Origin of the sequence: Streptomyces sp. CB02923, assembly GCF_001905005.1 — a bacterium.
Taxonomy (GTDB): Bacteria; Actinomycetota; Actinomycetes; order Streptomycetales; family Streptomycetaceae; genus Streptomyces.
Genome location: NZ_LWKZ01000012.1, coordinates 722,961 through 748,719, shown reverse-complemented (window position 1 = coordinate 748,719; position 25,759 = coordinate 722,961). Strand labels below are relative to the sequence as shown.

Annotated in this window: 24 protein-coding genes and 1 pseudogene; 13 read left to right on the top strand and 12 right to left on the bottom strand. The window is 72.7% G+C overall.

The features are described from left to right. Positions 1–42: 42 nt before the first annotated feature. Both A6A06_RS14800 and A6A06_RS14795 read right to left on the bottom strand, forming a co-directional pair. Complete coding sequence (locus A6A06_RS14800) at positions 43–1,071, bottom strand: aldo/keto reductase (protein ID WP_073761654.1); 1,029 nt, start codon at positions 1,069–1,071, stop codon at positions 43–45. 6 nt (positions 1,072–1,077) lie between these two features. Next, the gene (locus tag A6A06_RS14795) at positions 1,078–1,542 is read right to left on the bottom strand and encodes a MerR family transcriptional regulator (RefSeq protein ID WP_073761653.1); all 465 of its coding nucleotides are present in this window, start codon (positions 1,540–1,542) and stop codon (positions 1,078–1,080) included. A gap of 199 nt (positions 1,543–1,741) precedes the next feature. Between A6A06_RS14795 and A6A06_RS14790 the strand changes: the two genes are divergently transcribed. Beyond that, entirely contained in the window at positions 1,742–2,560 is an 819-nt protein-coding gene (locus A6A06_RS14790) for a serine hydrolase domain-containing protein (RefSeq protein ID WP_073761652.1), read from the top strand. A gap of 80 nt (positions 2,561–2,640) precedes the next feature. Here A6A06_RS14790 and A6A06_RS14785 read toward each other — a convergent pair whose 3' ends face one another. Then, on the bottom strand, positions 2,641–3,357 hold the full coding sequence (locus A6A06_RS14785) for a pirin family protein (protein ID WP_073761651.1): 717 nt from the start codon (positions 3,355–3,357) through the stop codon (positions 2,641–2,643). A 31-nt stretch (positions 3,358–3,388) separates the two neighbouring features. Between A6A06_RS14785 and A6A06_RS14780 the strand changes: the two genes are divergently transcribed. The 5 genes from A6A06_RS14780 to A6A06_RS14760 all read left to right on the top strand — a co-directional run bounded on the left by A6A06_RS14780 (position 3,389) and on the right by A6A06_RS14760 (position 8,385). Continuing rightward, positions 3,389–4,579, top strand: a complete 1,191-nt coding sequence (locus A6A06_RS14780) for a PucR family transcriptional regulator (RefSeq protein WP_073761650.1) — start codon at positions 3,389–3,391, stop codon at positions 4,577–4,579. 89 nt (positions 4,580–4,668) lie between these two features. Next, positions 4,669–5,610, top strand: a complete 942-nt coding sequence (locus tag A6A06_RS14775; protein WP_199930872.1) for an ACP S-malonyltransferase — start codon at positions 4,669–4,671, stop codon at positions 5,608–5,610. 13 nt (positions 5,611–5,623) lie between these two features. Further along, complete coding sequence (locus A6A06_RS14770) at positions 5,624–6,670, top strand: ketoacyl-ACP synthase III (protein WP_073761648.1); 1,047 nt, start codon at positions 5,624–5,626, stop codon at positions 6,668–6,670. A gap of 122 nt (positions 6,671–6,792) precedes the next feature. Beyond that, positions 6,793–7,041: an acyl carrier protein gene (locus A6A06_RS14765; RefSeq protein ID WP_073761647.1), complete on the top strand. Its 249-nt coding sequence runs from the start codon at positions 6,793–6,795 to the stop codon at positions 7,039–7,041. Between the two features lie 78 nt (positions 7,042–7,119). After that, complete coding sequence (locus A6A06_RS14760) at positions 7,120–8,385, top strand: beta-ketoacyl-[acyl-carrier-protein] synthase family protein (protein ID WP_073761646.1); 1,266 nt, start codon at positions 7,120–7,122, stop codon at positions 8,383–8,385. 238 nt (positions 8,386–8,623) lie between these two features. Here the strand turns inward: A6A06_RS14760 and A6A06_RS14755 are convergent, their stop codons facing one another. Continuing rightward, positions 8,624–9,493, bottom strand: a complete 870-nt coding sequence (locus A6A06_RS14755; RefSeq protein ID WP_073761645.1) for an NAD(P)-dependent oxidoreductase — start codon at positions 9,491–9,493, stop codon at positions 8,624–8,626. 61 nt (positions 9,494–9,554) lie between these two features. Beyond that, complete coding sequence (locus tag A6A06_RS14750) at positions 9,555–10,049, bottom strand: DUF3145 domain-containing protein (protein ID WP_073761644.1); 495 nt, start codon at positions 10,047–10,049, stop codon at positions 9,555–9,557. Between the two features lie 326 nt (positions 10,050–10,375). On the opposite strand from A6A06_RS14750, the gene A6A06_RS14745 reads away from it, so the two are divergent. From A6A06_RS14745 to A6A06_RS14730, 4 genes are all read left to right on the top strand, one after another. Continuing rightward, entirely contained in the window at positions 10,376–11,272 is an 897-nt protein-coding gene (locus tag A6A06_RS14745; RefSeq protein ID WP_073761643.1) for an SGNH/GDSL hydrolase family protein, read from the top strand. Positions 11,273–11,452: 180 nt separating this feature from the next. Then, the gene (locus A6A06_RS14740; RefSeq protein WP_073761642.1) at positions 11,453–12,184 is read left to right on the top strand and encodes a DUF4097 family beta strand repeat-containing protein; all 732 of its coding nucleotides are present in this window, start codon (positions 11,453–11,455) and stop codon (positions 12,182–12,184) included. 160 nt (positions 12,185–12,344) lie between these two features. Beyond that, positions 12,345–13,694, top strand: coding sequence for a pyroglutamyl peptidase (locus A6A06_RS14735; protein WP_073761641.1), 1,350 nt, complete (start codon positions 12,345–12,347; stop codon positions 13,692–13,694). Further along, positions 13,691–14,494: a carbon-nitrogen hydrolase family protein gene (locus A6A06_RS14730; protein ID WP_073761640.1), complete on the top strand. Its 804-nt coding sequence runs from the start codon at positions 13,691–13,693 to the stop codon at positions 14,492–14,494. The genes A6A06_RS14735 and A6A06_RS14730 overlap by 4 nt, the downstream gene beginning before the upstream one ends. Before the next feature lie 61 nt (positions 14,495–14,555). Here the strand turns inward: A6A06_RS14730 and rbsK are convergent, their stop codons facing one another. From rbsK to A6A06_RS14695, 6 genes and pseudogenes are all read right to left on the bottom strand, one after another. Next, positions 14,556–15,455, bottom strand: a complete 900-nt coding sequence (gene rbsK / locus A6A06_RS14725) for a ribokinase (RefSeq protein ID WP_073762160.1) — start codon at positions 15,453–15,455, stop codon at positions 14,556–14,558. A 7-nt stretch (positions 15,456–15,462) separates the two neighbouring features. Next, a pseudogene (locus tag A6A06_RS42770) lies at positions 15,463–17,534 on the bottom strand (ABC transporter permease/substrate-binding protein). Further along, on the bottom strand, positions 17,524–19,374 hold the full coding sequence (locus tag A6A06_RS14710) for a sugar ABC transporter ATP-binding protein (RefSeq protein ID WP_079194014.1): 1,851 nt from the start codon (positions 19,372–19,374) through the stop codon (positions 17,524–17,526). Before A6A06_RS14710 ends, A6A06_RS42770 begins: the two are co-directional and overlap by 11 nt. Then, complete coding sequence (locus tag A6A06_RS14705) at positions 19,371–20,408, bottom strand: LacI family DNA-binding transcriptional regulator (protein WP_073761638.1); 1,038 nt, start codon at positions 20,406–20,408, stop codon at positions 19,371–19,373. The genes A6A06_RS14710 and A6A06_RS14705 overlap by 4 nt, the downstream gene beginning before the upstream one ends. A gap of 280 nt (positions 20,409–20,688) precedes the next feature. After that, a complete protein-coding gene (locus A6A06_RS14700; RefSeq protein ID WP_073761637.1) occupies positions 20,689–21,117 on the bottom strand; it encodes an organic hydroperoxide resistance protein in 429 nt (142 codons plus the stop codon). 94 nt (positions 21,118–21,211) lie between these two features. Continuing rightward, positions 21,212–22,234 carry an NADP-dependent oxidoreductase gene (locus tag A6A06_RS14695; RefSeq protein WP_073761636.1) on the bottom strand — a complete coding sequence of 341 codons (1,023 nt, stop codon included), beginning with the start codon at positions 22,232–22,234 and terminating at the stop codon, positions 21,212–21,214. 89 nt (positions 22,235–22,323) lie between these two features. On the opposite strand from A6A06_RS14695, the gene A6A06_RS14690 reads away from it, so the two are divergent. The 3 genes from A6A06_RS14690 to A6A06_RS14680 all read left to right on the top strand — a co-directional run bounded on the left by A6A06_RS14690 (position 22,324) and on the right by A6A06_RS14680 (position 24,313). Then, positions 22,324–22,755 carry a MarR family winged helix-turn-helix transcriptional regulator gene (locus A6A06_RS14690; protein WP_073761635.1) on the top strand — a complete coding sequence of 144 codons (432 nt, stop codon included), beginning with the start codon at positions 22,324–22,326 and terminating at the stop codon, positions 22,753–22,755. 75 nt (positions 22,756–22,830) lie between these two features. After that, positions 22,831–23,469: a mycothiol-dependent nitroreductase Rv2466c family protein gene (locus A6A06_RS14685; RefSeq protein WP_073761634.1), complete on the top strand. Its 639-nt coding sequence runs from the start codon at positions 22,831–22,833 to the stop codon at positions 23,467–23,469. 40 nt (positions 23,470–23,509) lie between these two features. Beyond that, a complete protein-coding gene (locus A6A06_RS14680; RefSeq protein WP_073761633.1) occupies positions 23,510–24,313 on the top strand; it encodes a maleylpyruvate isomerase family mycothiol-dependent enzyme in 804 nt (267 codons plus the stop codon). 182 nt (positions 24,314–24,495) lie between these two features. Here A6A06_RS14680 and A6A06_RS14675 read toward each other — a convergent pair whose 3' ends face one another. Beyond that, the gene (locus A6A06_RS14675; RefSeq protein ID WP_199930871.1) at positions 24,496–25,749 is read right to left on the bottom strand and encodes a helix-turn-helix domain-containing protein; all 1,254 of its coding nucleotides are present in this window, start codon (positions 25,747–25,749) and stop codon (positions 24,496–24,498) included. Between the last annotated feature and the right edge of the window lie 10 nt (positions 25,750–25,759).

Here is a 25,759-nt window from a genome sequence, read left to right as displayed (position 1 = left end):
AGCCGATCGGGGGACGGCTCCGCCCGCCGCGCGCCCGCGGTGTTACTCCCGGCCCGCCGAGGTGGACGTCATGTCCGCGTACCGGTCGCCCGCGACCTTGCTCGCGACCGGCTCCAGCAGCGCCAGCTCCGCATCGCTGAGCACGATGCGCGTGGCGGCGACGTTCTCCTCGACCCGGCCGCGCTTGCGCGTCCCCGGGATCGGCACCACGGCCAGGCCGTGCACCTGCGCCTGCTGCTGCACCCAGGCCAGCGCGACCTGTCCGAGCGAGGCTCCGTGCGCGGCGGCGACCTCGCGCACCGGCTCCAGCAGGGCCGCGTTGGCCTTCGCGTTGTCGCCCGTGAAGCGGGGCTGGTGACGGCGGAAGTCGTCGTCGCCCAGTTCCTTCTCGGCGCTGACGAACGAGCCGGTCAGGAAGCCGCGGCCGAGCGGCGAGTACGGCACGAAGCCGACGCCCAGCTCACGTGCGGCGGGCACCACGCCGTTCTCCACGTCCCGGCTGAACAGCGACCACTCCGACTGCACGGCCGCGATCGGGTGCACGGCCTGCGCCGCGCGCAGTTCGCCGCCGGTGACCTCGCTCAGGCCCAGGTGCTTGACCTTGCCCTCGGCCACCAGCTCGGCCATCGCGCCCACGGTGTCCTCGATGGGGACGGCCGGGTCGCGGCGGTGCATGTAGTAGAGGTCGATCTCGTCGACGCCGAGGCGGCGCAGGCTCGCTTCGACGGCCTGGCGTATGTACGGGCGGTCGTTGCGGATGGTCCGCTTGGCCGGGTTCAGCGGGTCGGACGAGTCCATGGCAATCGCGAACTTCGTCGCCAGCACGACCTCGTCGCGGTGCGCCCGGATGAACGGCGCTATGAACTCCTCGTTGTGCCCCATGCCGTACATGTCGGCGGTGTCGAAGAGCGTGACGCCCAGTTCGAGCGCCCGCTCCAGCGTGGCCCGCGCCTCGGGCTCGTCGTCCGTCGGTCCGTACGCGAAACTCATGCCCATGCAGCCGAGTCCCTGGACTCCGGCCGGCGGTCCGGAGGCTCCCAGGCGGACGGTTGCGATCTTCTCAGTGGTCATGCCGACTCAGACTCCCTCCGACGCCCGGCGGGCGTCAGCGTAAACGTCGATCTTGTAGTCGAGGACCTGGAGCGTGCTGCGCAGTTCGGCGATCCGCTGCCGTACGTCCTCGCGGTGCGCGGTCAGCAGTTGTTCCCGCTCGGGGAAGGTGTGGGCGCCCTCGCGCACCAGCTCGGCGTAGCGGACCATGTCCGCGACCGGCATACCGGTCAGGCGGAGCTTGGTCACCAGGTCCAGCCAGTCCAGGTCGCGGTTGCTGAAGCGGCGCTGGCCCGTGTGCGTGCGGTCCACGTGCGGCATCAGCCCGATCCGTTCGTACCAGCGCAGGGTGTGGGCGCTCAGGCCGGTGTGTTCGGCGACCTCGCTGATCGTGTACTGGTCGCGGCCGTCGGGCCGCGGGTGCAGCCCGGTGCCCTTGCAGCGGTTCGGCCGAGCGTCCGCCACCGTTCTGTCCGTCGCCGTCACCGTCATGCCGCGCCTCCCGTAGTCGCCGGATGTCCCGGTACCGGGACGCCTTCTCCCGGATCTCTCACGACGGCTTCAACGCTAGAGAGTTCGAGTGCACTCCAAGCAAGCGAAGTTTTGACCCGGTCTTGAGGAGATCCGCGGACGCCGGTCCGCTCTCCCCGGCCCGCCCCCGCCGTGCCACCGGGGCGTTAGGCTCGTGGACATGCCCTTGCAGAGCCTTCGGATGATCGAGAACTGGCCGGTGCCCACCGCGGCCGCCGCCGTCGTACGGACCGACGGGACGGTGGCCGGGACCCACGGCCCCCAGGAGCACCGCTTTCCGCTGGCCTCGGTCACCAAGCCGCTCGCCGCGTACGCCGCGCTGCTCGCCGTCGAGGAAGGCGCGGTCGAGCTGGACGAACCCGCCGGGCCGCCGGGCTCGACGGTCCGCCACCTGCTCGCGCACACCGCGGGGCTGGCCTTCGACGAGGACCGGGTGCAGGCCGCTCCGGGCGAGCGCCGCCTGTACTCGAACGCGGGCTTCGAGGCGCTCGGCGACCACATCGCCAAGGCCACCGACATCCCCTTCCCGCAGTACCTGCGCGAGGCGGTCCTCGAACCGCTCGGCATGACCGCCACCGACCTGCCGGGCTCCCCCGCCAAGGACGGCGTCTCGACCGCCGCCGACATGGCCCGCTTCGGCGCCGAACTGCTCGCGCCGCGCCTGCTGGCGCCGCAGACGCTCGCCGAGGCGACATCGGTGGTCTTCCCGGGCGTACGCGGTGTGCTGCCCGGCTACGGGATGCAGAACCCGAACGACTGGGGCCTCGGCTTCGAGATCCGCGACGGCAAGTCGCCGCACTGGACGGGCGCTTCGTCCTCGCCGCGCACCTTCGGGCACTTCGGCCAGTCGGGCACGTTCCTGTGGGTGGACCCGGACGCGGGCGCGGCCTGCGTCGCGCTGACCGACCGGGCCTTCGGCCCCTGGGCGATCGAGGTGTGGCCGCCCCTCACGGACGCGATCCTCGCCGAGCTGCGCTGAACGCGCGCGACGGGGGCGCGGTGGACCCGGTGGCGGCTGCGGCCAGGACCGTTCCGGCCGCACGCCCGGCCGCCGCCCCCTCAGCCGTACGACGGTTCGCCCGGCATCTCCCACAGCAGGCACTCCGCGGCCCCTTCGGCGGCCAGTTCCAGGTCCGCCGCGTCCGTGATCCGCGCCGCGTCCCCGGCCGCCAGGCGCCGGCCGTCCAGCCGGACCGCGCCGCGCACGACGTGCACGTACGCCCGGGGCGCGTCGGGTACGGCGGACCGTTCGCCGTCGGCCAGCCGCCGCACGTGCAGCATCGAGGCGGCCCCGGGCAGCGCGTACGGCGTCCCGTCGGCGATCCCGCGCACCACCTCGTACTCCGGCTCGCCGCCGAAACCGGTGGGCGCCAGCCACATCTGCACGAAGCACAGCGGCTCCGCGCCGGCGTTGCGCTCCTCGTGCCGCACGCCGTCCGCGGAGCTGAGCCGCTGGACGTCGCCGGGCCGCACCACCGTCTCGTGGCCGGTGGTCGAGTCGCGGTGGGTCAGCTCCCCCTCGACGACCCAGGTCACGATCTCGGTGTCGCGGTGTGGATGCTCGTCGAAACCGGCGCCCGGCGCGAGCCGTTCCTCGTTGCAGGCGATGAGCGCGCCGAAGCGCAGGTTGTCCGGGTCGTAGTGCGGGCCGAAGGAGAAGGCGTGCCGGGTCTCGATGCCGGCTGCCGCGTCACCGCCCGGATAGCGTTCGTCGCCTCTGTGTACCTGGATCACCCGACCACCGTAGCCCCCGCCCCCGTGAGCCCACCGCGCCATCACACCGCCCCGATAAGGCAGGCTTGTCCCCGTGTCTGAACCCGCATCGCGCGAACCGCACCCGCATCCGCACACCGCGACGCTCCGCCGTCTGGAGAAGTCGTCAGGCAAGCTGGCCGCCAACGCCATCGCCCGCATGGACGCGCAGCTGCCGTGGTACCGCGCCATGCCGCCGGAGAACCGCTCGTGGATCGGGCTGGTGGCCCAGGCGGGCATCGCGGCCTTCACCGAGTGGTTCCGGCATCCGGAGACGCCGCAGGCGATCAGCACCGATGTGTTCGGTACGGCGCCGCGCGAGCTGACCCGGGCGATCACTTTGCGCCAGACCGTCGAGATGGTCCGTACGACCATCGAGGTCATGGAGGCGGCGATCGACGACGTGGCGGCCCCCGGCGACGAGGGGGTGCTGCGCGAGGCACTGCTCGTCTACGCGCGCGAGATCGCCTTCGCCACCGCCCAGGTGTACGCGCAGGCCGCCGAGGCCCGGGGCGCGTGGGACGCGCGGCTGGAGTCGCTGGTCGTCAACGCGGTGCTCTCCGGGGAGGCCGACGAGGGGGCGGTCTCGCGGGCCGCCGCCCTCGGCTGGAATTCTCCCGAACATGTGTGCGTTGTGCTGGGTACGGCCCCCGACGGGGACAGCGAGCTGACGGTGGAAGCCATCCGCCGTGCGGCCCGGCACGCCAAGCTCCAGGTGCTCACCGGTGTCCTGGGCAGCCGCCTGGTGGTCATCGCGGGCGGCTCCGACGATCCGCTGAAAGCGGCGAAAGCCCTGATCGGACCGTATGCGGCGGGCCCGGTGGTGGCCGGTCCGGTGGTCTCCGACCTGCTGGCCGCGACCCGCTCCGCGAAGGCCGCGGCGGCGGGGCTCAAGGCCTGCGCCGCCTGGCCGGACGCGCCCCGTCCCGTACTCTCCGACGATCTGCTGCCGGAGCGGGCGATGGCCTCCGACCCGGCAGCGCGCGATCAGCTGGTGGAGGAGATCTACAGACCGCTGGAGGAAGCAGGCTCGGCGCTCCTGGAGACGCTGAGCGTGTATCTGGAACAGGCCAGCAGTCTGGAGGGCGCGGCGCGGATGCTGTTCGTGCACCCCAACACCGTGCGCTACCGGCTTCGACGTGTGACCGACGTCACCGGATGGTCACCTTCGGACGTACGCTCCGCCTTCACGCTGCGCATCGCGCTGATTCTGGGGCGTCTGGCCGACGGCGACACCCAACTCTAGACTTTTGTAGAACACCGACAATTCCCCTGATGGTTCTTCGTCCCTGTCCCCACGGGCGGGCGGGACCTCCCACAAGAGAGAGTGTGAGGGTGCTCGTACTCGTCGCTCCCGGCCAAGGCGCTCAGACGCCCGGCTTCCTGACCCCCTGGCTCGACCTCCCCGGAGTCGAAGACCGGCTTCGCGCGTGGTCGGCCGCCATCGACCTGGACCTGGTCCACTACGGCACGCAGGCCGACGCGGACGAGATCCGCGACACCGCGGTGGCGCAGCCGCTGCTGGTGGCGGCCTCCCTGATCTCCGCCCGGCAGCTGTTCGCGACCCCGGAGGACTTCTCCCGGCAGGTCGGCGCCGCGGCCGGGCACAGCGTCGGCGAGCTGGCCGCCGCGGCCCTGACCGGCGTGCTCTCCGAGGACACCGCGCTGGAGCTGGTACGCAAGCGCGGCCTGGCCATGGCCGAGGCCGCCGCCGTCACCGAGACCGGTATGGCCGCCCTCCTCGGCGGCGAGCAGGACGTGGTCCTGCCGCACCTGGAGAAGCTGGGCCTGACCCCCGCGAACGTCAACGGCGCGGGCCAGATCGTCGCCGCGGGCACCGCCGAGCAGCTGGCCGCGCTGGCCGCCGACAAGCCCGAGGGCACCCGCCGCGTCGTGCCGCTGAAGGTGGCCGGCGCCTTCCACACCGAGCACATGGCTCCGGCCGTGACGGTCCTTGAGGAAGCGGTCGGGCAGATCACGCCCGCCGACCCGCACACCCGGTACGTCTCGAACAGGGACGGCCGCGCCGTCGCCGACGGGCAGGACATCGTGCGCCGCCTGGTGGGCCAGGTGGCCAACCCGGTGCGCTGGGACCTGTGCATGGAGACGTTCAAGGAGCTGGGCGTCACCGGCATCATCGAGGTGAGCCCCGGCGGCACCCTCGTCGGCATCGCCAAGCGCGCCCTGCCCGGTGTGCGGACGCTCGCGCTGAAGACCCCGGACGACCTCGACGCGGCCCGCACGCTGATCGCCGAGCACTCTGCCCAGGCCGAATAGGAGCCCCGAGAGCATGACCTCGAAGATCAAGCCCGCCAAGGGCGCCGCGTACGCGCGCATCATGGGCGTCGGCGGCTACCGCCCGACCCGGGTGGTGCCGAACGAGGAGATCCTCAAGCACATCGACTCCTCCGACGAGTGGATCCGTTCGCGCTCCGGCATCTCCACCCGGCACTGGGCCGGCCCGGACGAGACCGTGGCGGCCATGTCGGTGGAGGCGGCCGGCAAGGCCGTCGCGGACGCCGGCATCGCGCCCGAGCAGATCGGCGCCGTGATCGTCTCGACCGTCTCGCACTTCAAGCAGACCCCGGCCATCGCGACCGAGATCGCCCACCGGGTCGGCGCGGGCAAGCCCGCCGCGTTCGACATCTCCGCGGGCTGCGCCGGATTCGGTTACGGTCTGACGCTCGCCAAGGGCATGGTCACCGACGGCAGCGCCGAGTACGTGCTCGTCATCGGCGTCGAGCGGCTCTCGGACCTGACCGACCTGGAGGACCGGGCCACCGCGTTCCTCTTCGGTGACGGCGCGGGCGCCGTGGTCGTCGGCCCCGGCAAGGAGCCCGCGATCGGCCCGACCGTCTGGGGCTCGGAGGGCGACAAGTCCGAGACGATCAAGCAGACGCTCGGCTGGGACGTCTACCGCCGCACCCCGGTGCCCGGCGGCAACGGCCCCGACCCCCGTGCGGCGCTGGACGAGATCCGCTACCCCGCCATCACCCAGGAGGGCCAGGCGGTCTTCCGGTGGGCGGTGTTCGAGATGGCGAAGGTGGCCCAGCAGGCGCTGGACGCGGCCGGAGTCAGCCCGGACGACCTGGACGTCTTCATCCCGCACCAGGCCAACATGCGGATCATCGACTCGATGGTGAAGACTCTGAAACTGCCGGAGAGCGTCACGGTCGCCCGTGACGTGGAGACCACCGGCAACACCTCGGCCGCCTCCATCCCGCTCGCCATGGAGCGGCTGCTGGCGACCGGACAGGCCAAGAGCGGGGACACCGCGCTCGTCATCGGCTTCGGGGCGGGTCTCGTCTACGCCGCGACGGTCGTTACCCTCCCCTAGGCGAGTTTCGCGCGGCACCACCGGTGACCTCGTGTCCCGGTGACCGCACGAAGCTCGATCCACATCCCCGGAACTGCAGACTTTCTACCGTTCCCCCGACAAATTACCGAAGGAGCGCCATCATGGCCGCCACTCAGGAAGAGATCGTCGCCGGTCTCGCCGAGATCGTGAACGAGATCGCCGGGATCCCCGCCGAGGACGTCCAGCTGGACAAGTCCTTCACCGATGACCTGGACGTCGACTCGCTGTCCATGGTCGAGGTCGTCGTCGCCGCCGAAGAGCGCTTCGACGTGAAGATCCCCGACGACGACGTCAAGAACCTCAAGACGGTCGGCGACGCGACCGATTACATCCTCAAGCACCAGGGCTGATCCGGCCCCGGCGCATGTCGCCACCCCGCGGTGGCGCCGTCGATTCTCAACCCCTCAACCTGTGGAGTAGGAATTTCCGTGAACACGACCAATCGCACCGTGGTCGTCACCGGTATCGGCGCAACCACACCGCTGGGTGGCGACAGTGCCTCGACCTGGGAAGGGCTGCTCGCCGGACGCTCCGGTGTGTCCGCCCTCGACCAGGACTGGGCAGCCGACCTCCCGGTCCGCATCGCCGCCGCGGCGGCCGTCGACCCGGGTGAGATCATCCCCCGGGCGCAGGCCCGCAAGCTGGACCGCTCGGCGCAGTTCGCGCTGATCGCGGCCCGTGAGGCGTGGGCGGACGCCGGTTTCCAGGCCCGCGCCGGCGAGGACACGTCGGTGGACCCGGACCGGCTCGGCACGGTCATCGCCTCCGGTATCGGCGGCGTGACCACCCTGCTGAACCAGTACGACATCCTCCGGGAGAAGGGCTCGCGCCGCGTCTCCCCGCACACCGTGCCGATGCTGATGCCCAACAGCCCGTCGGCCAACGTCGGCCTGGAGGTCAACGCGCGCGCCGGTGTGCACACCCCGGTCAGCGCCTGCGCTTCCGGCGCCGAGGCCATCGGCTACGCGATCGAGATGATCCGTACGGGCCGTGCCGACGTCGTCGTCGCGGGCGGTACGGAGGCGGCCATCCACCCGCTGCCGATCGCCGCGTTCGGCAACATGATGGCGATGTCGAAGAACAACGACGACCCGCAGGGCGCCTCCCGCCCCTACGACGCGGACCGCAACGGCTTCGTGCTCGGCGAGGGCTCCGGCGTGATCGTCCTGGAGTCGGCCGACCACGCCGCCAAGCGTGGCGCGAAGGTCTACGCCGAGGCCCTCGGCCAGGGCATCTCCGCCGACAGCCACGACATCGTGCAGCCCGAGCCCTCCGGCAACGGCATCGCGCACGCCCTGCAGAACCTGCTGGCCAACACCGACCTCAAGCCGGCCGAGGTCGCGCACGTCAACGCGCACGCGACCTCGACGCCGCTGGGTGACCTGGCCGAGATCAAGGCGCTGCGCAAGGTCTTCGGCACCGACGTCGACCACATGGCGATCTCCGCCACGAAGTCGATGACCGGCCACCTCCTGGGCGGCGCGGGCGGCGTGGAGACCGTCGCGTCGGTGCTGGCGATCCACCACCGGGTGGCGCCGCCGACGATCAACATCGAGAACCTCGACCCCGAGGCGGACGCGGACATCGTCCGGGACGAGAAGCGCGCGCTGCCCGCCGAGGGCCCCCTCGCGGTGCTGAACGACTCGTTCGGCTTCGGCGGCCACAACGTGGCGCTGGCCTTCCGGACGGTCTGACCGGAACCGGACCCGCTGGTCCGTGATGCGTGGGAAGGGGCCGTGCCGCCGGGCACGGCCCCTTTCGCGTGCGCGCGTGCGGACCGGTTCCGCGTACGGCTGACCGGTTCCTCGTACGGCCGACCGGCTCCGCGTACGGCGGGCCGACTCCCCGTACGGCCGACCGGCTCTCCGTACGGCGGGCCGACTCCCCGTACGGCTGACCGGCTCCCCGTACGCGTTCGCGGGCCGCCGTCGTTCAGAAACTGGCGAAGTACGCCGCCGCGCCGTCCTCGTCGCCGTGTCCCTGCGCCTCCGCGCGCCGGAAGCGCTCCGCAGCGGCCGCCGCCAGGTCCACGTGCACCCCGCCCGCCGCTGCCGCCTCCTCGATCAGCCGGGCGTCCTTGCGCGCGGCGGACACCGTGAAGCTGGCCGGATACGCGCCGGACAGGATCAGCTCCGCCTTCATCCGGAGGTAGGGCAGGTCGAGCGGCCCGCCCGCGACCGCGTCCAGGAAGGCGCGCGGGTCCACGCCGAGCCCCTGGGCCAGGGCGAGCGCCTCCCCCGTGCCGTTGACGACGGTGAGCACCCAGCTGTTGACGACCAGCTTGAGGCGGCTGGCCGCGCCCGACGCCGCGTCCTCGTCGACCCACAGGGTGCGCTGTCCGACGATGTCGAAGATCCGCGCGGCCCGGTCCCGTACCTCCTGCGGCCCGGCCGCGAGAACGGTCAGCAGGCCCTTCTCCGCGGGTTCCTTCGTGCCGAGCACGGGCGCGTCCACGAGGTCCAGGCCGTGTTCGCGGGCGAAGGCGGCGAGCGGGGCGAGCCCGTCCGCGCCGACGGTGCTCATCTGGAGCCAGAGGGTCTTCGCGCGAAGGGCGGGGGCGCTGTGCCGTACGGCGTCCAGGACGGCGGGACCGTCCAGCAGGACGGTCAGGACGGCGTCCGCGCCGTCCACCGCCTCGGCCGGGGTGTCCACGACCCGTACGCCGTCGGCGGCCAGCGGTTCGGCCTTGGCGCGGGTGCGGTTCCAGGCGCGTACGTCGAGGCCGGCGCCGGCGAGGTTGCGGGCCATCGCCGCGCCCATGATTCCGGTGCCGAGCACCGCGACTGAGGTCTTGTCAGGCATGTCCGCACGCTACGGGCTGGAGTGCGCTCCAGGGCAAGGGCGGTTCCGGCGCGCCGCGGCCTCAGACGACCTGGTGCAGCCAGCGGACCGGGGCGCCCTCGCCCGCGTACCGGAAGGGCTCCAGCTCGTCGTCCCAGGGCTTGCCGAGCAGCTTGGCGACCTCGGCGGCGAGTTCCGTCTCGCCGCCCGCGGAGCGGGCGAGCGCGGCGCGCAGCCGGTCCTCGGGGATGAGGATGTCGCCGTGGATGCCGGTGACGGCGTGGAAGATGCCGAGCTCGGGCGTGGCGCTGTAGCGCTCGCCCTCGGCGGAGGCGCAGGGTTCGGCGGTCACCTCGAAGCGCAGCAGGTGCCAGCCGCGCAGCGCGGAGGCCAGCTTGGAGGCCGTACCGGACTCGCCCTGCCAGGAGAACTCGGCTCTCCAGGTGCCGGGGGATGCCGGCTGGCGGATCCAGTCGAGGTTGACGCGCACACCGAGCACGCCCGCGACGGCCCATTCGACGTGCGGGCACAGCGCGCGCGGTGCGGAGTGGACGTACAGAACTCCACGTGTCGTCACCGGGACCTCCAGTACGGTTCGAGGTTCGCCTTCCCCAGCGGCCTCGTGCCCGTTCCGGTCGCGGCCGGGACAGCTGCAAGCATTCTGCCCCAGTGATCACGTCGGCACCAGCATCCGAGGTTACCTACAGTAAACACCATGAGCCCCAATTTGCCGCAAAAGGGACAGCAAATGACGTGATGCGATGCCCATGTGCCGACTGTGCCGATGCCGTCGGGTGAGGACCCTACGGGCCACGGCACAAGCTACCGCGCGGCAGCCGTCGGGTGGTGACGTACCGTCGGTACCGGAACAGATATCACTCGCACGCCGGAGGGGGACAGGGGATGACCGTGGTCAATCGGCCCTTTCGGCCAATCCGGGCCCGTACCGCCGCGGCCGCCGCACTCACGGCGGCCGCGCTCGCCGTCTCCCTCACCGCCTGCGGCAGCGACCCGGACGACGGCGGCCGGACGGCCCCGAGCCCCTCCCCCAAACCCTCTTCCGCCTGGCGTACCGACCCCGCCTCGGTGGCCGCCGTCGGCGACTCCATCACCGTCGGCTTCGACGCCTGCTCGGTCCTGTCCGACTGCCCCGCCGTCTCCTGGGCCACCGGCACCGACCCGCGGGTGGACAGCGTCGCCCGGCGGCTGGTGAAGGACCCCGCCACGCACAGCTGGAACTTCGCGAAGACCGGCGCGCTGATGCGCGACCTGCCGGCCCAGGTCGACCGGGCCGTGCGGCAGCGGCCCGAGCTGGTCACCGTGATGGCGGGCGCGAACGATGCCTGCCGTGCCGACGTCGGCGCGATGACCTCGGCGGACTCCTTCCGCGCCGACTTCGAGGCGTCGCTGCGCAAGCTGCGGAGCGCCCTGCCCAGGACACAGGTGTACGTCGCGTCCGTGCCCGACCTGATGCGGCTGTGGTCCCAGGGGCGGCAGAACCCGCTGGGCAAAGAAGTGTGGAAGCTGGGGATATGCGGCTCGATGCTGCGCGACCCCGACGACCTGTCGAAGGCCGCCGACACCCGCCGGCAGAGCGTGCGGGACCGGGTGATGGCCTACAACAAGGCTTTGGAGTCCGTCTGCGCGCGCGACGAGCTGTGCCGCTTCGACCGGTCCGTCTTCGACTTCCGCTTCACCGGAGCGGAGTTGAGCACTTGGGACTGGTTCCACCCCGGCCGGGAGGGCCAGCGGGAACTGGCCCGGATGGCGTTCCGGGAGATCACCCGTAAGGGGACGTAGCGGACGGCCGGCACGACGGTACAGGGCACACCCCTAAGGGGGACGGCGGGGAGATCGTCCCTGCTGGGGACCCGGACGGAACGCGGACCACGGGAAGATGAAGCCGACCCGCGCGGCGGCGTGCGCCCCGTACGCCGCTCGCCGCCAGCGCACGCCGCAACCCGTTCCGGGGGACCCACCATGACCGCACGCCGCGCCGCCAGGCCGGGACACCGCACCACCCGCGCCGCGCTGGCCTCGGCCGCCCTCGTCACGGTGGCTGTCGCGGTCACCGGCTGCGAGCTGACCGAAAAGGTCACCGAGACCGAGCAGACCTACACGGTGGACGGGAAGGCGGCGAAGCTGGACGTGACGACGCCGGGCGGACACATCTACGTGGTCGCCGACGACACCGCCGGTGACGGGGCCAAGGTGACGGAACGCATCGCCTACGGCAAGCGGAAGCCCAGCACCCGGCACTCCCTCGACAACGGCACGCTGAAGCTCACCGCGGACAACTGCGGGGGCGTCATGGGCAAGTGCAGCGTCACCTACGAGGTGCGGGTGGCGCCGTCGGCCGCCGTGAAGCTGGCGACCAACGGCGGGGACATCGACGTCAAGGGCGCCGTGGGGGCCGTCGACGCCCACACCAGTGGCGGCAACATCGACCTCAGGGACTGCGCGGCCAAGCAGGCGACCGCGAAGACCGAGGGCGGGGACATCGAGGCGCGCTTCACCGCCGTACCGGACCGGGTGGACGGCCGCAGCAGCGGCGGCCAGGTCACCGTCCGGCTGCCGCAGGGCCGTTACGCGGTGGACGCCACCACGGACGGCGGGGAACGCACGGTCACCGCCCCCGTGGACAGCGGCTCGCCGCACCGGGTCACGGTGCACAGCGACGGGGGCGACGTGGAGGTGCTGGCCGGGCGCTGAGGCCCGGCGCTGCACCTCTGAGCGCGCCGCGCCCGCCGCTCACCGCGGTGCGTGGGTGGGGCGGGGCCCTGAGCGGTGCGAGGGCGGTGTCGGTACCCGGTCCGTACGCGAAATGGATCTCCCCCTTCCGCAACGGGCCCCGCGCCGGTTTACTCACCCCATGAATCGCATACGTACCAAGGCGGGCGTGCTCGGCGCCGCGTTGCTGACCGCGGCCCCGCTCGCCCTCACCGCCCCTTCCGCCACTGCCGCCCCCACCGGTACGGCCGACGTCGCTGCCCCGGCGGCGGCGCGGCAGCCGGCCACCACCGCGCCGACCGCCGAGGAGCAGCGGCTGTCGCAGCGCGCGCCGCAGGAGATCCTGCGGCGCAGCGGGTTCGCCGGGGTGGCGGGGACGTTCGGTGGCGGGCTCGCCCGGGTGGGCTCGTACGGGGAGGCGAAACGGTACGTCGCGGATGCGGGGCGCGGCCTGTGGCGGCGCGCGGTGGACCGCGTCCAGGGGCGCGGCCCGCAGGGCGGCGACCTGAGCCGGGACGACGACCGGCCGCTGTACTGGGCGCGGCTGGGCATGACCAAGGCGCTGCGCGAGTGGAAGCCGCCGTTCCGGCTGACCGCGGGCCAGAAGAACGCCCTCATGGGGGCGCTGGAGCGCGGCTCGCGCGGGCAGGACTCGATCAACCTGCCGGGCGGCGGGCACTCCAGGACCCGGCCCCTGCGTGTCGTGGTGACCGGCTTCGACCCCTTCCAGCTGGACGCGGACGCGCGGCGCAGCAACCCGTCGGGGGCCGCGGCGCTCGCGCTGGACGGCACGACGGTCCGTACGTCCTCGGGGCGGCTCGCCCGCATCGAGACCGCCGTCTTCCCCGTACGGTGGGCGGACTTCGCGGCGGGCACGGTGGAGCGGACGCTGCTGCCGCACTTCCGGCGCGGGCCGCGGCAGGTGGACCTGTTCACCACCATCAGCCAGGGGCGGCCGGGCCAGTTCGACCTGGAGCGGACGAACGGCGCCTGGCGGGGCGGCTCCCCGGACAACGCGCGGGAGTCGCGGACCGAGCTGGTCCCCGTGCCGAAGGGCGTGCCGACCGTACGGCCGCAGCCGCAGTGGACCACCACGTCCCTGCCGTACGCGAAGCTCACCTCGGCCGGCACCGGGCCGTTCCCGGTGCGGGACAACACGGAGGTGACCGAGATTCCGGCGGGCGGCGGCGAGGCCGTCGAGCGTCCCGACGGGCCGACGCCGGGCTCGGCGGCCCGCGCGGGCGGCGGCGGTGACTACCTGTCCAACGAGATCGGCTACCGGGCGACGCTGCTGCGGGACGCGGTGAAGCTGAAGGTGCCGGGCGGCCATCTGCACACGCCGGTGCTGAAGTTCGGCGCCGGGAACACCGATCCGGCGACGGGTGAGGTCACCGACCCCGACTTCGTACGGAACCGGACCGCCATCACCGGGCAGGTGCGGAACATCCTGACCGCCGCGTTGTCAGTGGTACCCGGCATGATGGAGAAATGATCGTCGCAGCAGCGCAGTTCCGGTCCGTCCCCCTGGACGTCGAGGCCAACGCGGCGCGGACGGCCGCTCTGATCGCCGAGGCCGCCGGCCGCGGCGCCGAGCTGGCCGTCTTCGCCGAGCTGGCCCTGACCGGCTACGAGCTCGACGCGATAGCCGCCGCCCCGGAGCGGGCCGTCCTCGCGCCGGACGATCCGCGGCTGGCCCCCGTCCGGGACGCGTGCCGGGCGGCGGGCGTCGCCGCGGCGGTCAACTGCCCCGGCAGCGGTCCTGCGGGCACGGCGGACGGCATGGCGATCTCGACGTTCGTGTACGGGCCGGACGGCGCGCTGCTGACCCGCTACGACAAGTACCACCTGCACGGCCGCGAGAACGGGCTGTTCACGGCGGGGCCGGGCGCGGGCGGCCGCTTCACCTTCCGCGGCCTGCGGTTCGCCCTCGCCACCTGCTACGACAACGCCTTCCCCGCGGTGGCGGAGCAGGCCGCGGCCGACGGCTGCCAGGTGTATCTGGCCAGCTCGTTCCACGACACGGTGGAGGGCACGGAGCGGTATGCCACCCGGGCCCGGGACAACGGGCTCGACGTCCTGCTCGCCAACGGCGTCGGCCAGGGGAGCGAGAGCGTCGCCTGCGGGTACAGCGGCATATGGGCGGCGGACGGGGCGGTGCTCGCGCGCCTGGCCGACGGGACCGGACTGGCCGTGGCCGAGGTCGGCCGGTCCGTCGGGCGCCCAGCGGCGGGCCCGGAAGCGGCCGCGATATCCGACGCCCCGGTGGGCGGGGCGGTCATCCGGGTTTCCTAGCGGACCTCGCGCGGGCCCCGGCGGGAGCGGCCGAGTACGCCGCTCCCGCCGGGCCCTCCGCTCAGGACGGCAGTTCGTCCAGCGTCGGGTAGGACGGCTGGGCGCCCGGCTTGGTGACGGCCGCGGCGCCCACCCGGACGGCGAAGCGGGCCGCTTCCGTGAGGGAGTCGCCGCGGGCCAGGCGGGTCGCGAGGGCGCCGGTGAAGGCGTCGCCCGCGCCCGTGGTGTCGACGGCGTCGACCTTGACGCCGGGGACCCGGTCGGTGTGGCCCTCGCCGTCCACGACCAGCGCGCCGTCGCCGCCGAGGGTGACGACGACCGAGCGGGCGCCGAGGCCGCGGAGCGCGCGGGCCCAGTCCTCCGGGCCGCCTTCGTCGCGGCCCGTGAGCTGCTGAGCCTCGTGCTCGTTGACGACGAGCGGGTCGGCGGCGGCGAGGAGTTCGGGGTCCAGGCGCTCCGGGGTCGGGGACGGGTTGAGGACGACCCGGGTGCCGGTCTCCGTGGCGGTGGCGGCGGTGGCCCGTACCGTCTCCATGGGGACCTCCAGCTGGAGGGAGACGGCGGCGGACGCCGCGATGACGTCGCGGGCGGCCGCCACGTCGTCGGGGGTCAGCGCCGCGTTGGCGCCCGGGGAGACGACGATGCTGTTGTCGCCGTCCGGACCCACGATGATCATCGCGGTGCCGGTGCGGGTACCGGACTCGACGATCACGTGAGCGACGTCCGTGCCCGCGGCGCGCTGCGCGTCCAGCAGCAGCTCGCCGTACGCGTCGTCGCCGACCCGGGCCAGCAGACCGACCCGGCCGCCGAGCCGGGCGGCGGCGGCCGCCTGGTTGGCGCCCTTGCCGCCCGCCGACTCGACCAGGTCGGAGCCGTGCACGGTCTCGCCCGCGCCGGGCCGCCGCGCCACCCGGACCGTCAGATCCGCGTTGGCCGAACCCACTACCAGTACGTCGTACATCTGCTTCTCACCCATCGAATTGCCCCGCGTTCCTGCCGGTCACCAGGACCACCGGCACTTTCACCTGCTGCGGCAGCCGCTCGCCGCGCGCCGCCCTGAGCGCCTGGTCCACGGCCTGCCTGCCCAGCAGCCTCGGTTGCTGGGCGACCGTGGCGGTCAGCGTCCCGCCGCGTACGGCCGCGACGCCCTCCGGCGTCCCGTCGAACGCCACGATCTTCACGTCCTTGCCCGCCCGGACGCCCAGCGACTTGGCGGCGCCGAGCGCCATCTCGTCGTTGGCCGCGAAGACGCCGCCGATGTCCCGGTGTACTTGGAGCATATTGGACATCACGTCCATGCCCTTGGTCCGGTCGAAGTCGGCGGGCTGCCGCGCCACCACCTCGATGCCCGGGTACGCCTTGATCCCCTCCTCGAAGCCCTGCCCGCGCTCGCGGGCGGCCGAGGTGCCGGGCTGGCCCTCCAGGAACGCCACCTTGCCCTTGCCGCCGAGGGACGCGGCGAGCGTCTTCGCGGCGAGCCGGCCGCCCGCGACGTTGTCGGAGGCGATGGTCGAGCCGACCCGGCCGCCGTTGACGCCGCGGTCGATGGAGATCACCGGCACGTCCGCCCGGTTGGCGACGCCGACGGCCGGCACGGCGGCGTCGGCGTCCACCGGGTTGATGATCGCCGCCTTCACGTTCTGGCTGGTGAACGTCTCCATCTGGTTGATCTGCTGCATGGGGTCGTTCTGCGCGTCGGTGATGTTGATGTGCAGGCCGCGCCGGTCCGCCTCGGCCTGCGCGCCCTCCCGGATGCCGACGAAGAACGGATTGTTCAGGGTGGACAGGGCCAGGCCCAGGTCCGTATTGCCGCCCCGGTCGCAGCCGGACAGGACGAGGGCCCCGGCCAGGGCTGCCGCGCCGAGCAGGCCCGTACGCCCGCCGAACAGACCCGTACGCCCGCCTAGCAGGCTCGTACGCCTGCCGAACGGGCCCGTACGCCCGCCGGGCTCAGCGGTACGACGCTCGCGGAGCGAGCCCATGCCCCCGGCGAGCGGAGCCGTACCCCCGTCGGGCGCACCCGTACGCCGCCTCACCGTGCGCTCCGGCGGCGCAGCGTGTCCAGGAGCACCGCCAGCGCGATGACCAGGCCGGTGGCCACCTGCTGCCAGAACGCGGAGACGCTCAGCAGGTTGAGGCCGTTGCGCAGCACGGCGAGGATCAGCGCGCCGATGAGCGTGCCGGACGCCTTGCCCGCGCCGCCGGAGAGGCTGGCGCCGCCGATGACGACGGCGGCGATGGCGTCGAGTTCGTAGCCGCCCGCGGCCTGCGGCTGGGCGGAGGTCAGCCGGGCCGCGAGCACGATGCCCGCGACCGCCGCGAAGACCCCGGACATCGCGTAGATCACCAGCTTGCGGCGCTTGACGTCGATGCCGGAGAGCCGCGCGGCCTCCTCGTTGCCGCCGATCGCGAACATCGCGCGGCCCGCGTACGTACGGTTGAGGACCAGCGCCGCTATCAGCCCCATCGCGATCATGACGAGGACCGGGACGGGCAGCCAGCCGCCCAGTGTGTCCCCCAGCTTGCTGACCGAGGCGGGGAACGCGATCGGCGTGCCGCCGGTGATGACCAGGGCGAGGCCGCGGCCGACGGAGAGCATCGCGAGGGTGGCGATGAAGGCGGGCAGCTTCCCGTACGCGACGAGCGCGCCGGAGACCAGGCCCGCCGCCGCGCCGATCGCGAGCCCCAGCAGGACGGCGGCCCACACCGGCAGCCCCGCGTCGGTCGCGGCCCAGGCCACCACCGTGGAGCTGAGGGCGGCGACCGAGCCGACCGACAGGTCGATGCCGGCCGAGACGATCACGAAGGTGACGCCGAAGGCGAGGATGGCGGTGACGGACGCCTGGACGCCGACATTGAGGAGGTTCTGCCCGTTCAGGAAGTCCTGGGACAGGATCGCCATGACCGCGACGAGGGCGATCAGACCGCCCAGCGGGCCGTTCTTCAGGACGGCCCGGGTGAACCAGGGCCCGAAACCGTCACCGGGCGGGGCGGTGCCGACCGCCTCGGCGCCCGCTCCCGTCTTCACATCAGCGGACATCGGAGCCCTCCATCGCGCTCTCGTCGGTCGTCGTGTGCGGTGTCGTCCCGTGCGGTCCGGACGCGCCGTCGGCGGTCCGCACCGCCAGTTCCATCACCGCGTCCTGCGTCGCGTCGTCGCCGGACAGTTCACCGGCGAGCCGCCCCTGTGCCATGACCAGCACCCGGTCGCTCATGCCGAGCACCTCGGGCAGGTCGCTGGAGATCATCAGCACCGCGCGGCCCGCCGCCGTCAGCTCGTTGACCAACTGGTAGATCTCGACCTTCGCGCCCACGTCGATACCGCGCGTCGGCTCGTCGAGAATCAGCAGCCGGGTGTCGGCCAGCAGCCACTTTCCGATGACGACCTTCTGCTGGTTGCCGCCGGAGAGGGTGCGGGCGTGCTGCGCCAGCCCGCTCATCCGCACCTTCAGCTGCGCGGCCACGTCCGCCGCCGCGCGCCGCTGGGCGCGCCGGTCGACCAGGCCGCCACGGGTGTCGCGGTCCAGCCGGGCCAGCGTCAGGTTGTCCTGGAGCGAGGCGTCCAGGACCAGCCCCTGGCCCTTGCGGTCCTCGGGGACCAGGCCGAGTCCGGCGCGCATCGCGGCCCGTACGTCGCCGGGGGCCAGTACCCGCCCGTCGACCTCGACGGTCCCGGCGTCGTAGCGGTCCACGCCGAAGACCGCCCGCGCGACCTCGGTACGGCCCGCGCCGACCAGGCCCGCGAGGCCGACGACCTCGCCGGCCCGCACCTCGAAGCCGATGTCCTCGAAGACCGGGGCGCCCTTGGGGCCGTGGCGGGTCAGGCCGCGTACGCGCAGCAGGGGCGCGCCGGGTGCGTCCGGGCGCTGCCGCGGGTACTGCTCGGCGATGTCCCGGCCCACCATCAGGCGGATCAGCTCGTCCTCGTCCGTACCGGCCGGGACCTCGGCCACCGAACGGCCGTCGCGCAGCACGGTGACGCGGTCGCCGATAGCGCCGATCTCCTCCAGGTGGTGGGTGATGAAGATGATCCCCACCCCGTCGTCGCGCAGTTCGCGCACGATGGCGAAGAGCGTCTCGACCTCCTCGGAAGTCAGGACGGCGGTCGGCTCGTCCATGATGAGGACGCGGGCGCGCAGGCTCAGCGCCTTGGCGATCTCGACCATCTGGAGGCGGGCGATGCCCAGTTCGGAGACCGGGGTGTCCGGGGAGACGTCCAGGCGTACCCGGCGCAGCAGTTCGGCGGCGCGGGCCCGCATGGTCTTCTTGTCGATCAGGCGGAGGGCGGTGCGCGGCTGCCGGCCGAGGAAGATGTTCTCGGCGACGGTCAGGCCGGGGACGAGGTTGAACTCCTGGTAGATGGTGGCGATGCCGAGCCGTTCGGCGTCCTGCGCGGAGCGGATGTGCACTTCGCGGAGGGCGGCTTCGCGGAGGGCGGTGTGGGGGCCGGATTCGGAGTCGGTGGCCGAGTCGGAGCCGGAGCCGGTCGGGCCGTCGCTGGTCGGGCCGCTGCGGGACGGGCCGCCGCCGGACGAGCCGCTGCCGGACGAGCCGTCGCCGGACGGGCCGCTGCGGGACGGGCCGCTGCCGGGCGGGCCGCCGCCGGTCGAGCAGTCGCCGGACGGGCCACCGCCTTCCGGGGCGTCGGCTGCCAGGATGCGGCCGGCGTCGGGCCGGTGGGCGCCGGAGAGCATCTTGATCAGGGTGCTCTTGCCCGCGCCGTTCTCGCCGAGCAGGACGTGCACCTCGCCCGAACGCAGACTCAGGTCCACGCCGTCCAGCGCGCGGACGCCGGGGAACGACTTCGTCACCCCCTCCACGCGCAGCAGTTCGCGGCCGGCCGGTGCGTCGTCCCGGACGTCGTCGTTGACGTCGGTCATGCGCTGCCCCTCTCGTCGCGGGTGTTCTCCTCATGGGTGGTGCCCGGTTCGCCGCAGGAGCGGCGGGTGACGAGGCGGGCCGGCAGCAGTACGGAGCCGGCCGGGCGCCCCTCGATCCGTTCCAGCAGGGTGTGCAGGGCGGCCCGGCCCAGCTCGCGGGTGGGCTGCGCGATGGCGGTGAGCGGCGGGTCGGTGTGCGCGAACCACGGCACGTCGTCGTAGACGACCAGCGCCATGTCGTCGGGCACCCGCAGCCCGCGCGCCCGGATCTCGTCCATCGCGCCGAGCGCCATCAGGTTGTCGGTGGCGAGCACGGCGTCGGGCGGCTCGGGCAGGTCCAGGAGGCGGCGCATCACCTGACGGCCGCCGGTGTGCCGGAGGTCGGCTGTGGAGCCGACGCGCTCGTCCGGCAGCGCTATGCCGTGCGCGGCCAGCGCCGTACGGAAGAGGTCCAGCCGCTCGTCGCCGGTCGGTGTGCCGGCCGGGGCGACGATGATCGCGGGGCGCCGCCGGCCGAGGGCGGCGAGGTGCGCGGCGAGGCCGGTGAGCGCCGCGGCGCCGTCGGCCCGTACGCACGGCGCGTCGATGCCGGGCACGATCCGGTCCAGCAGGACCAGCGGCGTGCCGGAGGTGACGACCTCGCGCAGCATCGCGGAACCGGTACCGGCCGAGCTGACCAGCAGGCCGTCGATGCGGCGGTCCAGCAGCGTACGGATGTAGTCGTCCTGCTGGCCGGTGCGTTCGGCGGCGTTGCCGATGATCAGGCTGTAGCCGAGGCCGCGCGCCGCCTCCTCGACGGCGTCGGCCAGCTCGGTGAAGAACGGGTTGGTCAGGTCGCTGATGACCAGGCCGAGCGTGCCGGTACGGGCGGTCCGCAGAGCGCGGGCGACGTTGTTGGGCCGGTAGCCCAGCTCCTCGACGGCGGCCAGCACCCGTTCCCGGGTCTCGGCGACCGGGCTGCGCCCGTTGAGCACCCGGGAGACGGTCGCCACGGACACTCCGGCCCGCTCGGCCACATCCTTGATCTTCGCCATGCCGCCCTTGCCCTTTCGTGCGGGCCCGCGCAGGCAGGCCGAGGACACCGAAGCGCATGGCGTCTCGATCGCACGTCGGTGTGTAATCGATTTTGTGTGGGCTTACGTAATCGATTACACGGCGGTGCCGTCAAGATGGCGCGGGAGTGGCCTGCGTCACAGGGGTGGTGTACGGGGAGCGGAAGCCCCCCGTCCCCGACAGCCGGAACGGGTGACGTCCGAAACGGCCGAAGGCCGCACCCCGGTGCCGGGGTGCGGCCTTCGGTCCGACGCCGTCGCGTCAGATGACGCTCAGCTTGACGTCGATGTTGCCGCGGGTGGCGTTCGAGTAGGGGCAGACCTGGTGGGCCTTCTCGATCAGGTCCTGGGCGGTGGCCGCGTCCACGTTGGGAATGGAGGCGGCGATCTCGACCGTGAGGCCGAAGCCGCCGGACGGGGTCTTGCCGATACCGACCTTCGCCGTCACCCGGGAGCCGGAGACGTCCGCCTTCTCCCGGCGGGCGACGACGCTCAGCGCACCCTGGAAGCAGGCGCTGTAACCGGCCGCGAAGAGCTGCTCGGGGTTGGTGCCTGCGCCGCTGCCGCCCTGCTCTTTGGGCGGATTGACGACGACGTCCAGCTGGCCGTCGTCGCTGGCGACGCGGCCGTCCCGGCCGTTCTCGGCGGTGGCGACGGCGGTGTAGACGACGTCTACGGGCTGGATGGACATAAGGATCCTCCTGTGATTCGCCGCGACTCGCGCCCACGATCGCGACGGCTTGGGGCCGAGCCTAATGGCCCGGCCGGACCGGCTCCGTAACGGATCAGTCCGTGAGATCGACGATCATCTTGCCGGTGTTGTCGCCGCGCAGCAGGCCGAGAAACGCCTCGAACCCGTTCTCGATGCCGGAGACCTTCGTCTCGCTGAACTTCAGCTCACCCGAACGCACCCAGGCCGACACCTCGGAGACGAACTGCTCCTGGAGGTGGGTGTGGTCGGCGACGAGCAGGCCCTGGATGCGCAGCCGCTTGCCGATGACCATCGCGAGGTTGCGCGGCGCCGGGGTCGGCTCGGTGGCGTTGTACTGCGAGATCATGCCGCAGACGGCTACGCGGCCGTGCACGTTCAGCGAGTCGATGGCGGCTTCCAGGTGGTCGCCGCCGACGTTGTCGAAGTAGACGTCGATGCCGTCGGGGGCGGCCTTGCGGAGCTGCCCCTTGACGGACTCGCCGGACTTGTAGTTAAAGGCGGCGTCGAAGCCGTACTCCTCCGTCAGGAGCTTGACCTTCTCGTCGGAGCCCGCGCTGCCGATGACGCGCGCGGCGCCCTTGAGCTTGGCGATCTGGCCGACCTCGCTGCCGACCGCGCCGGCCGCGCCGGACACGAAGACGGTGTCGCCCTCCTTGAAGGAGGCGACCTCCAGCAGGCCCGCGTAGGCCGTCAGGCCCGGCATGCCGAGCACGCCCAGGTAGGCGGAGAGGGGGGCCAGGGACCCGTCCACCTTGGCGATCTTGGCGACGTCCACGACCGCGTACTCGCGCCAGCCCTTGAAGTGCAGGACGTGGTCACCGACCGCGAAGCCGTCGGCGTTGGAGGCGACGACCTCGCCGACCGCGCCACCCTCCATCGGCTCATCCAGCTGGAAGGGCGGGGTGTAGGACTTCACGTCGTTCATCCGACCGCGCATGTACGGGTCGACGGAGAAGTACAGGTTGCGGACGAGGAGCTGTCCCTCGCCGGGCTCGGGGACCGCGGCCTCGCGCAGCGCGAAGTCCTCCGGCTTCGGCCAGCCGTGCGGGCGGGCGACCAGGTGCCATTCGCGGCCGGACGTGGGCTGTGCGGACATGGGCTGCTCCTCCTCAAAATGCTTCAGGTGCTGAAACAACAATGCTCCTCGATATTTCATGTTGTCAAGCAATTCGGTACCCTGGTGTCATGACTCCTCGCGCAGACCACCTGACCGTCGAGGTCGTCGAGCTGATCGGCACCGTCGTGGCCCGCTATCACGAGGAGTACGAGCACGCGGCGGCCGAGCACTCCCTCACCGGCGCCCAGGCGCGCGTCCTCGGCCTGCTCGCCCGCGAGCCGATGCCGATGCGCCGGATAGCCCGGAGCCTGAAGTGCGAGCCGTCGAACGTGACCGGGATCGTGGACCGGCTGGAGTCCCGCGGCCTCGTCGAGCGCCGCCCGGACCCGGCCGACCGCCGGGTCAAGCTGGCCGCCCCCACGGACGCGGGCCTGGCGACGGCCGCACAGCTGCGCGATTCCCTGGACTTCGCGCGCGAGCCGCTCGGCGAGCTGTCCGTCGCGGAGCGCGCACTGCTCAAGGAGCTGCTCCAGCGGATGCTGGGCATCTCACCGGAGTAAGGCGGAGGCCCCGCCCGGACTCCCGTCCGGATCGAACTCCCGGCCGAAAGTTCCATATCGAACTATCGTGGTGTCATGACTGCCCAGAATGCGTCTTCCCCGAGCACCACCCGTCACACGGTTGATTTCTATTTCGACCCGATCTGCCCGTTCGCCTGGATCACCTCGCGCTGGATCCTTGAGGTGGAGGCCCGCCGCGACATCGATCTGCGCTTCCGCGTCATGAGCCTGTCCGTCCTCAACGAGGGCCGTGAAGAGCTGCCGGAGCAGTACCGGGAGCTGCTGACCAAGGGCTGGGGGCCCGTACGGGTGTGCATCGCCGCCGCCCAGGAGCACGGCGAGGGCGTACTGCGCGACCTGTACACCGCCCTCGGCACGCGCCTGCACAACGGCGGCCGGCAGGACTACGCGACCGTCGTCGAGGAGGCGCTCGCCGAAGCCGGTCTCCCCGCGGAGCTGGCCCGCGCCGCGGACAGCACGTCGTACGACGACGCGCTGCGCAAGAGCCACCACGAAGGCATGGACCCGGTCGGCGAGGAGGTCGGCACGCCCACCATCCACATCGACGGCGTCGCCTTCTTCGGCCCGGTGCTGACGGCGATCCCGCGCGGTGAGGACGCGGTGCGGGTCTTCGACGGTGCCCGGCTGCTCGCCGGTTACGACAAGTTCTTCGAGCTGAAGCGGACCCGGACGGGAGACCTGGACTTCAGCTGACCGCAGGCCGGTTGTCAGTGGCGGGACCTACCGTGGCGTCATGAACGCTTCGACGTACGACCGCCACTGCTCCGAAATCGTCGCGCAGACCGACCTGTTGAGGTCCCTGGTCCGGGACGTGGACCACCTGAGATCCCCGGTGCCCTCCTGCCCCGGCTGGAACGTCGGCCGGCTGCTTCGACATCTGGGCGGCGCGCACCGCTGGGCCGAGGAGGTCGTGCGTACCGCGGCCGAAGCTCCCCCGCCCGACGGGCACTTCCGCGATCTGCCGCCGTACGCCGACGAGGACCCGGCCGTGCTCGACGGCTGGCTGGGCGAGGGCGCCGCACTGCTGGCGGAGACCTTGCGGACCGCCGGGCCCGGCGCGGAGGCCTGGGTCCCCTTCCCCCGGCTGGGCCCGGCGGCGGCCTTCTTCGCCCGCCGGATGGCCAATGAGACGGTGATCCACCGCGCCGACGCGTTCCTGGCGGTGGGAGCGTCCTTCACCGTCGGCGCGGTGACGGCCGCCGACTGCCTCGACGAATGGCTGGAGCTGGGCTCGCAGCCGCAGATGTTCGACTTCCGCCCGGAGTTACGCGAACTGCTGGGCCCGGGGCGCACGCTGCGCTTCCAGGCCACCGGTGCGGCGCCGGGGGCAGTGGCCGACTGGCTGGTCGACCTGACCGGCGAGGCGATCACCTGGCGCCGCGCGCCAGGTGAGGAGGCCGCCGTCACCGTGCGCGGCCCGCTGACCGACCTGCTGCTGGTCGTCTACCGGCGGCTGCCCGCCCGCAGCCCCGGTATCGAGATCGACGGTGACGCCGGGCTGCTGGACTTCTGGCTGGAGCGGGTCAGCTTCGGGTGAGGGGGGCGGCTCCGGGGGAAGGGGGGTCGGGCTTCGGGTGAAGGAGATCGGGTCAGAGTGAAGGAGGTGGTGGCAGGAGCCCAGGTACGCGGAGGTCAGCACCATGGGCGGCGCGGGGATGCTCCGGCTGGACGCGGTGTTGGAGTTCGGTCCGGCCCGGTTGCTCGACGGATGCGAGCTGTTCACCGAGGACAGGGAGGGCAAGGAGGGCAGGGACGCCGGCCGGGCACCCTGAGTTCGCCGCGCAGCCGCCGGGCCCGCAGCACCAGTTCCAGTTCGAAGCGGCGGTCCGGGTCGTCCACTTCGTCGCCCCACAGTTCCCGTATCTGACGCAGCCGGTAGCGGACGGTCTGCGGGTGGACGCCGAGCCGGGCGGCCACCTCGGGTGCGCCGCCGCGCGTCTCCAGCCAGGCGAGCAGGGTCTCGGCCAGCCGGCGCCCGTGGGTGGGGCCGCAGTGCGCCAGGGGTTCCAGGCGCCGCCGGGTCAGGTCCTCGATCAGCTCCTCGGGCGGCAGGAGGACCAGCGCCTCGGTGTGCTCGGTGCAGTGCAGCAGCTGTCCGGCGGGCAGCAGGCCGCGCTCCATCAGGTCGACCGCGGCGCCCGCCCAGCGCAGGGATTTCGCCGCGTGCGCCAGGGGTACGGCGGGGCCGAGGGCGCCCGACCAGCCGGCCGTGGCGCGCTGGAGCAGTTCCCTGCGCCCGGCGGCGTCCGGTTCGGGCACCACCATGCGGGGCCGCTCGCACTCCATGTCCAGGAGGACGTCGGTGCCGACGGCCGGGGCGACGGACTCGCGGGCCGGGCGCAGCAGTACGGCCACGGCGACCCGTTCGGGCAGTGTCCAGCCGATCCGGGCGGCGCGGTCCGTGAGCGCGGGTGCGGTGGGGGCCCGTGTTCCGGCCACGAACAGCTGCTCCATGAGGCGGCGTTGGTGCCGTAGCCGTTCGCCCGCCTGGCGGGCCGCGGCCTCGGCGAAGCCGCGTACCGATTCGGCGACCAGCCCGTCCAGGTACTCGAAGCCCGATTCGGCCAGTTCGTACATGGCGGGGGCCGGAATCGCCACCTGCTGGCCGATCTCGGCCAGCCGCCGCCAGGCCAGCCGTACGCCGAGCCGGTAGATGGCCTGGAGGGCGTCCAGGCTGCGGCCCTGGATGCCCGCGCCGCGTCCGAACTCCTGGAAGATCCGCGGGTGGACGTGCGGGCGGTCCAGGCCCGCCGACATGTGCTCGACGAAGTGTTCCAGCGACTGCCGGATGCCGGTCAGGGCGCGCGGCTCGCCGTACTCGTCGAGCGCGAGGGGCAGTTGGGGGTACTCGCGGCGGATCTCCGCCAGGATGCGCTGGGCCAGTGCCGGTACCTCGTCGAGGGCGCGCGCGGCGAACTCCCTCACCTGCGCCGGAGGAACGTCACGCCAGGCCGACCGGACGGTCTCCACCACGCCTGCCGAC

Coding starts and splice junctions, on each gene's coding strand:
- A6A06_RS14800 (WP_073761654.1), bottom strand. CDS start 1,071: ATGACCACTGAGAAGATCGCAACCGTCCGCCTGGGAGCCTCCGGACCG.
- A6A06_RS14795 (WP_073761653.1), bottom strand. CDS start 1,542: ATGACGGTGACGGCGACGGACAGAACGGTGGCGGACGCTCGGCCGAAC.
- A6A06_RS14790 (WP_073761652.1), top strand. CDS start 1,742: ATGCCCTTGCAGAGCCTTCGGATGATCGAGAACTGGCCGGTGCCCACC.
- A6A06_RS14785 (WP_073761651.1), bottom strand. CDS start 3,357: ATGGCGCGGTGGGCTCACGGGGGCGGGGGCTACGGTGGTCGGGTGATC.
- A6A06_RS14770 (WP_073761648.1), top strand. CDS start 5,624: ATGACCTCGAAGATCAAGCCCGCCAAGGGCGCCGCGTACGCGCGCATC.
- A6A06_RS14765 (WP_073761647.1), top strand. CDS start 6,793: ATGGCCGCCACTCAGGAAGAGATCGTCGCCGGTCTCGCCGAGATCGTG.
- A6A06_RS14755 (WP_073761645.1), bottom strand. CDS start 9,493: ATGCCTGACAAGACCTCAGTCGCGGTGCTCGGCACCGGAATCATGGGC.
- A6A06_RS14745 (WP_073761643.1), top strand. CDS start 10,376: ATGACCGTGGTCAATCGGCCCTTTCGGCCAATCCGGGCCCGTACCGCC.
- A6A06_RS14740 (WP_073761642.1), top strand. CDS start 11,453: ATGACCGCACGCCGCGCCGCCAGGCCGGGACACCGCACCACCCGCGCC.
- A6A06_RS14735 (WP_073761641.1), top strand. CDS start 12,345: ATGAATCGCATACGTACCAAGGCGGGCGTGCTCGGCGCCGCGTTGCTG.
- A6A06_RS14730 (WP_073761640.1), top strand. CDS start 13,691: ATGATCGTCGCAGCAGCGCAGTTCCGGTCCGTCCCCCTGGACGTCGAG.
- rbsK (WP_073762160.1), bottom strand. CDS start 15,455: ATGTACGACGTACTGGTAGTGGGTTCGGCCAACGCGGATCTGACGGTC.
- A6A06_RS14710 (WP_079194014.1), bottom strand. CDS start 19,374: ATGACCGACGTCAACGACGACGTCCGGGACGACGCACCGGCCGGCCGC.
- A6A06_RS14705 (WP_073761638.1), bottom strand. CDS start 20,408: ATGGCGAAGATCAAGGATGTGGCCGAGCGGGCCGGAGTGTCCGTGGCG.
- A6A06_RS14700 (WP_073761637.1), bottom strand. CDS start 21,117: ATGTCCATCCAGCCCGTAGACGTCGTCTACACCGCCGTCGCCACCGCC.
- A6A06_RS14695 (WP_073761636.1), bottom strand. CDS start 22,234: ATGTCCGCACAGCCCACGTCCGGCCGCGAATGGCACCTGGTCGCCCGC.
- A6A06_RS14690 (WP_073761635.1), top strand. CDS start 22,324: ATGACTCCTCGCGCAGACCACCTGACCGTCGAGGTCGTCGAGCTGATC.
- A6A06_RS14685 (WP_073761634.1), top strand. CDS start 22,831: ATGACTGCCCAGAATGCGTCTTCCCCGAGCACCACCCGTCACACGGTT.
- A6A06_RS14680 (WP_073761633.1), top strand. CDS start 23,510: ATGAACGCTTCGACGTACGACCGCCACTGCTCCGAAATCGTCGCGCAG.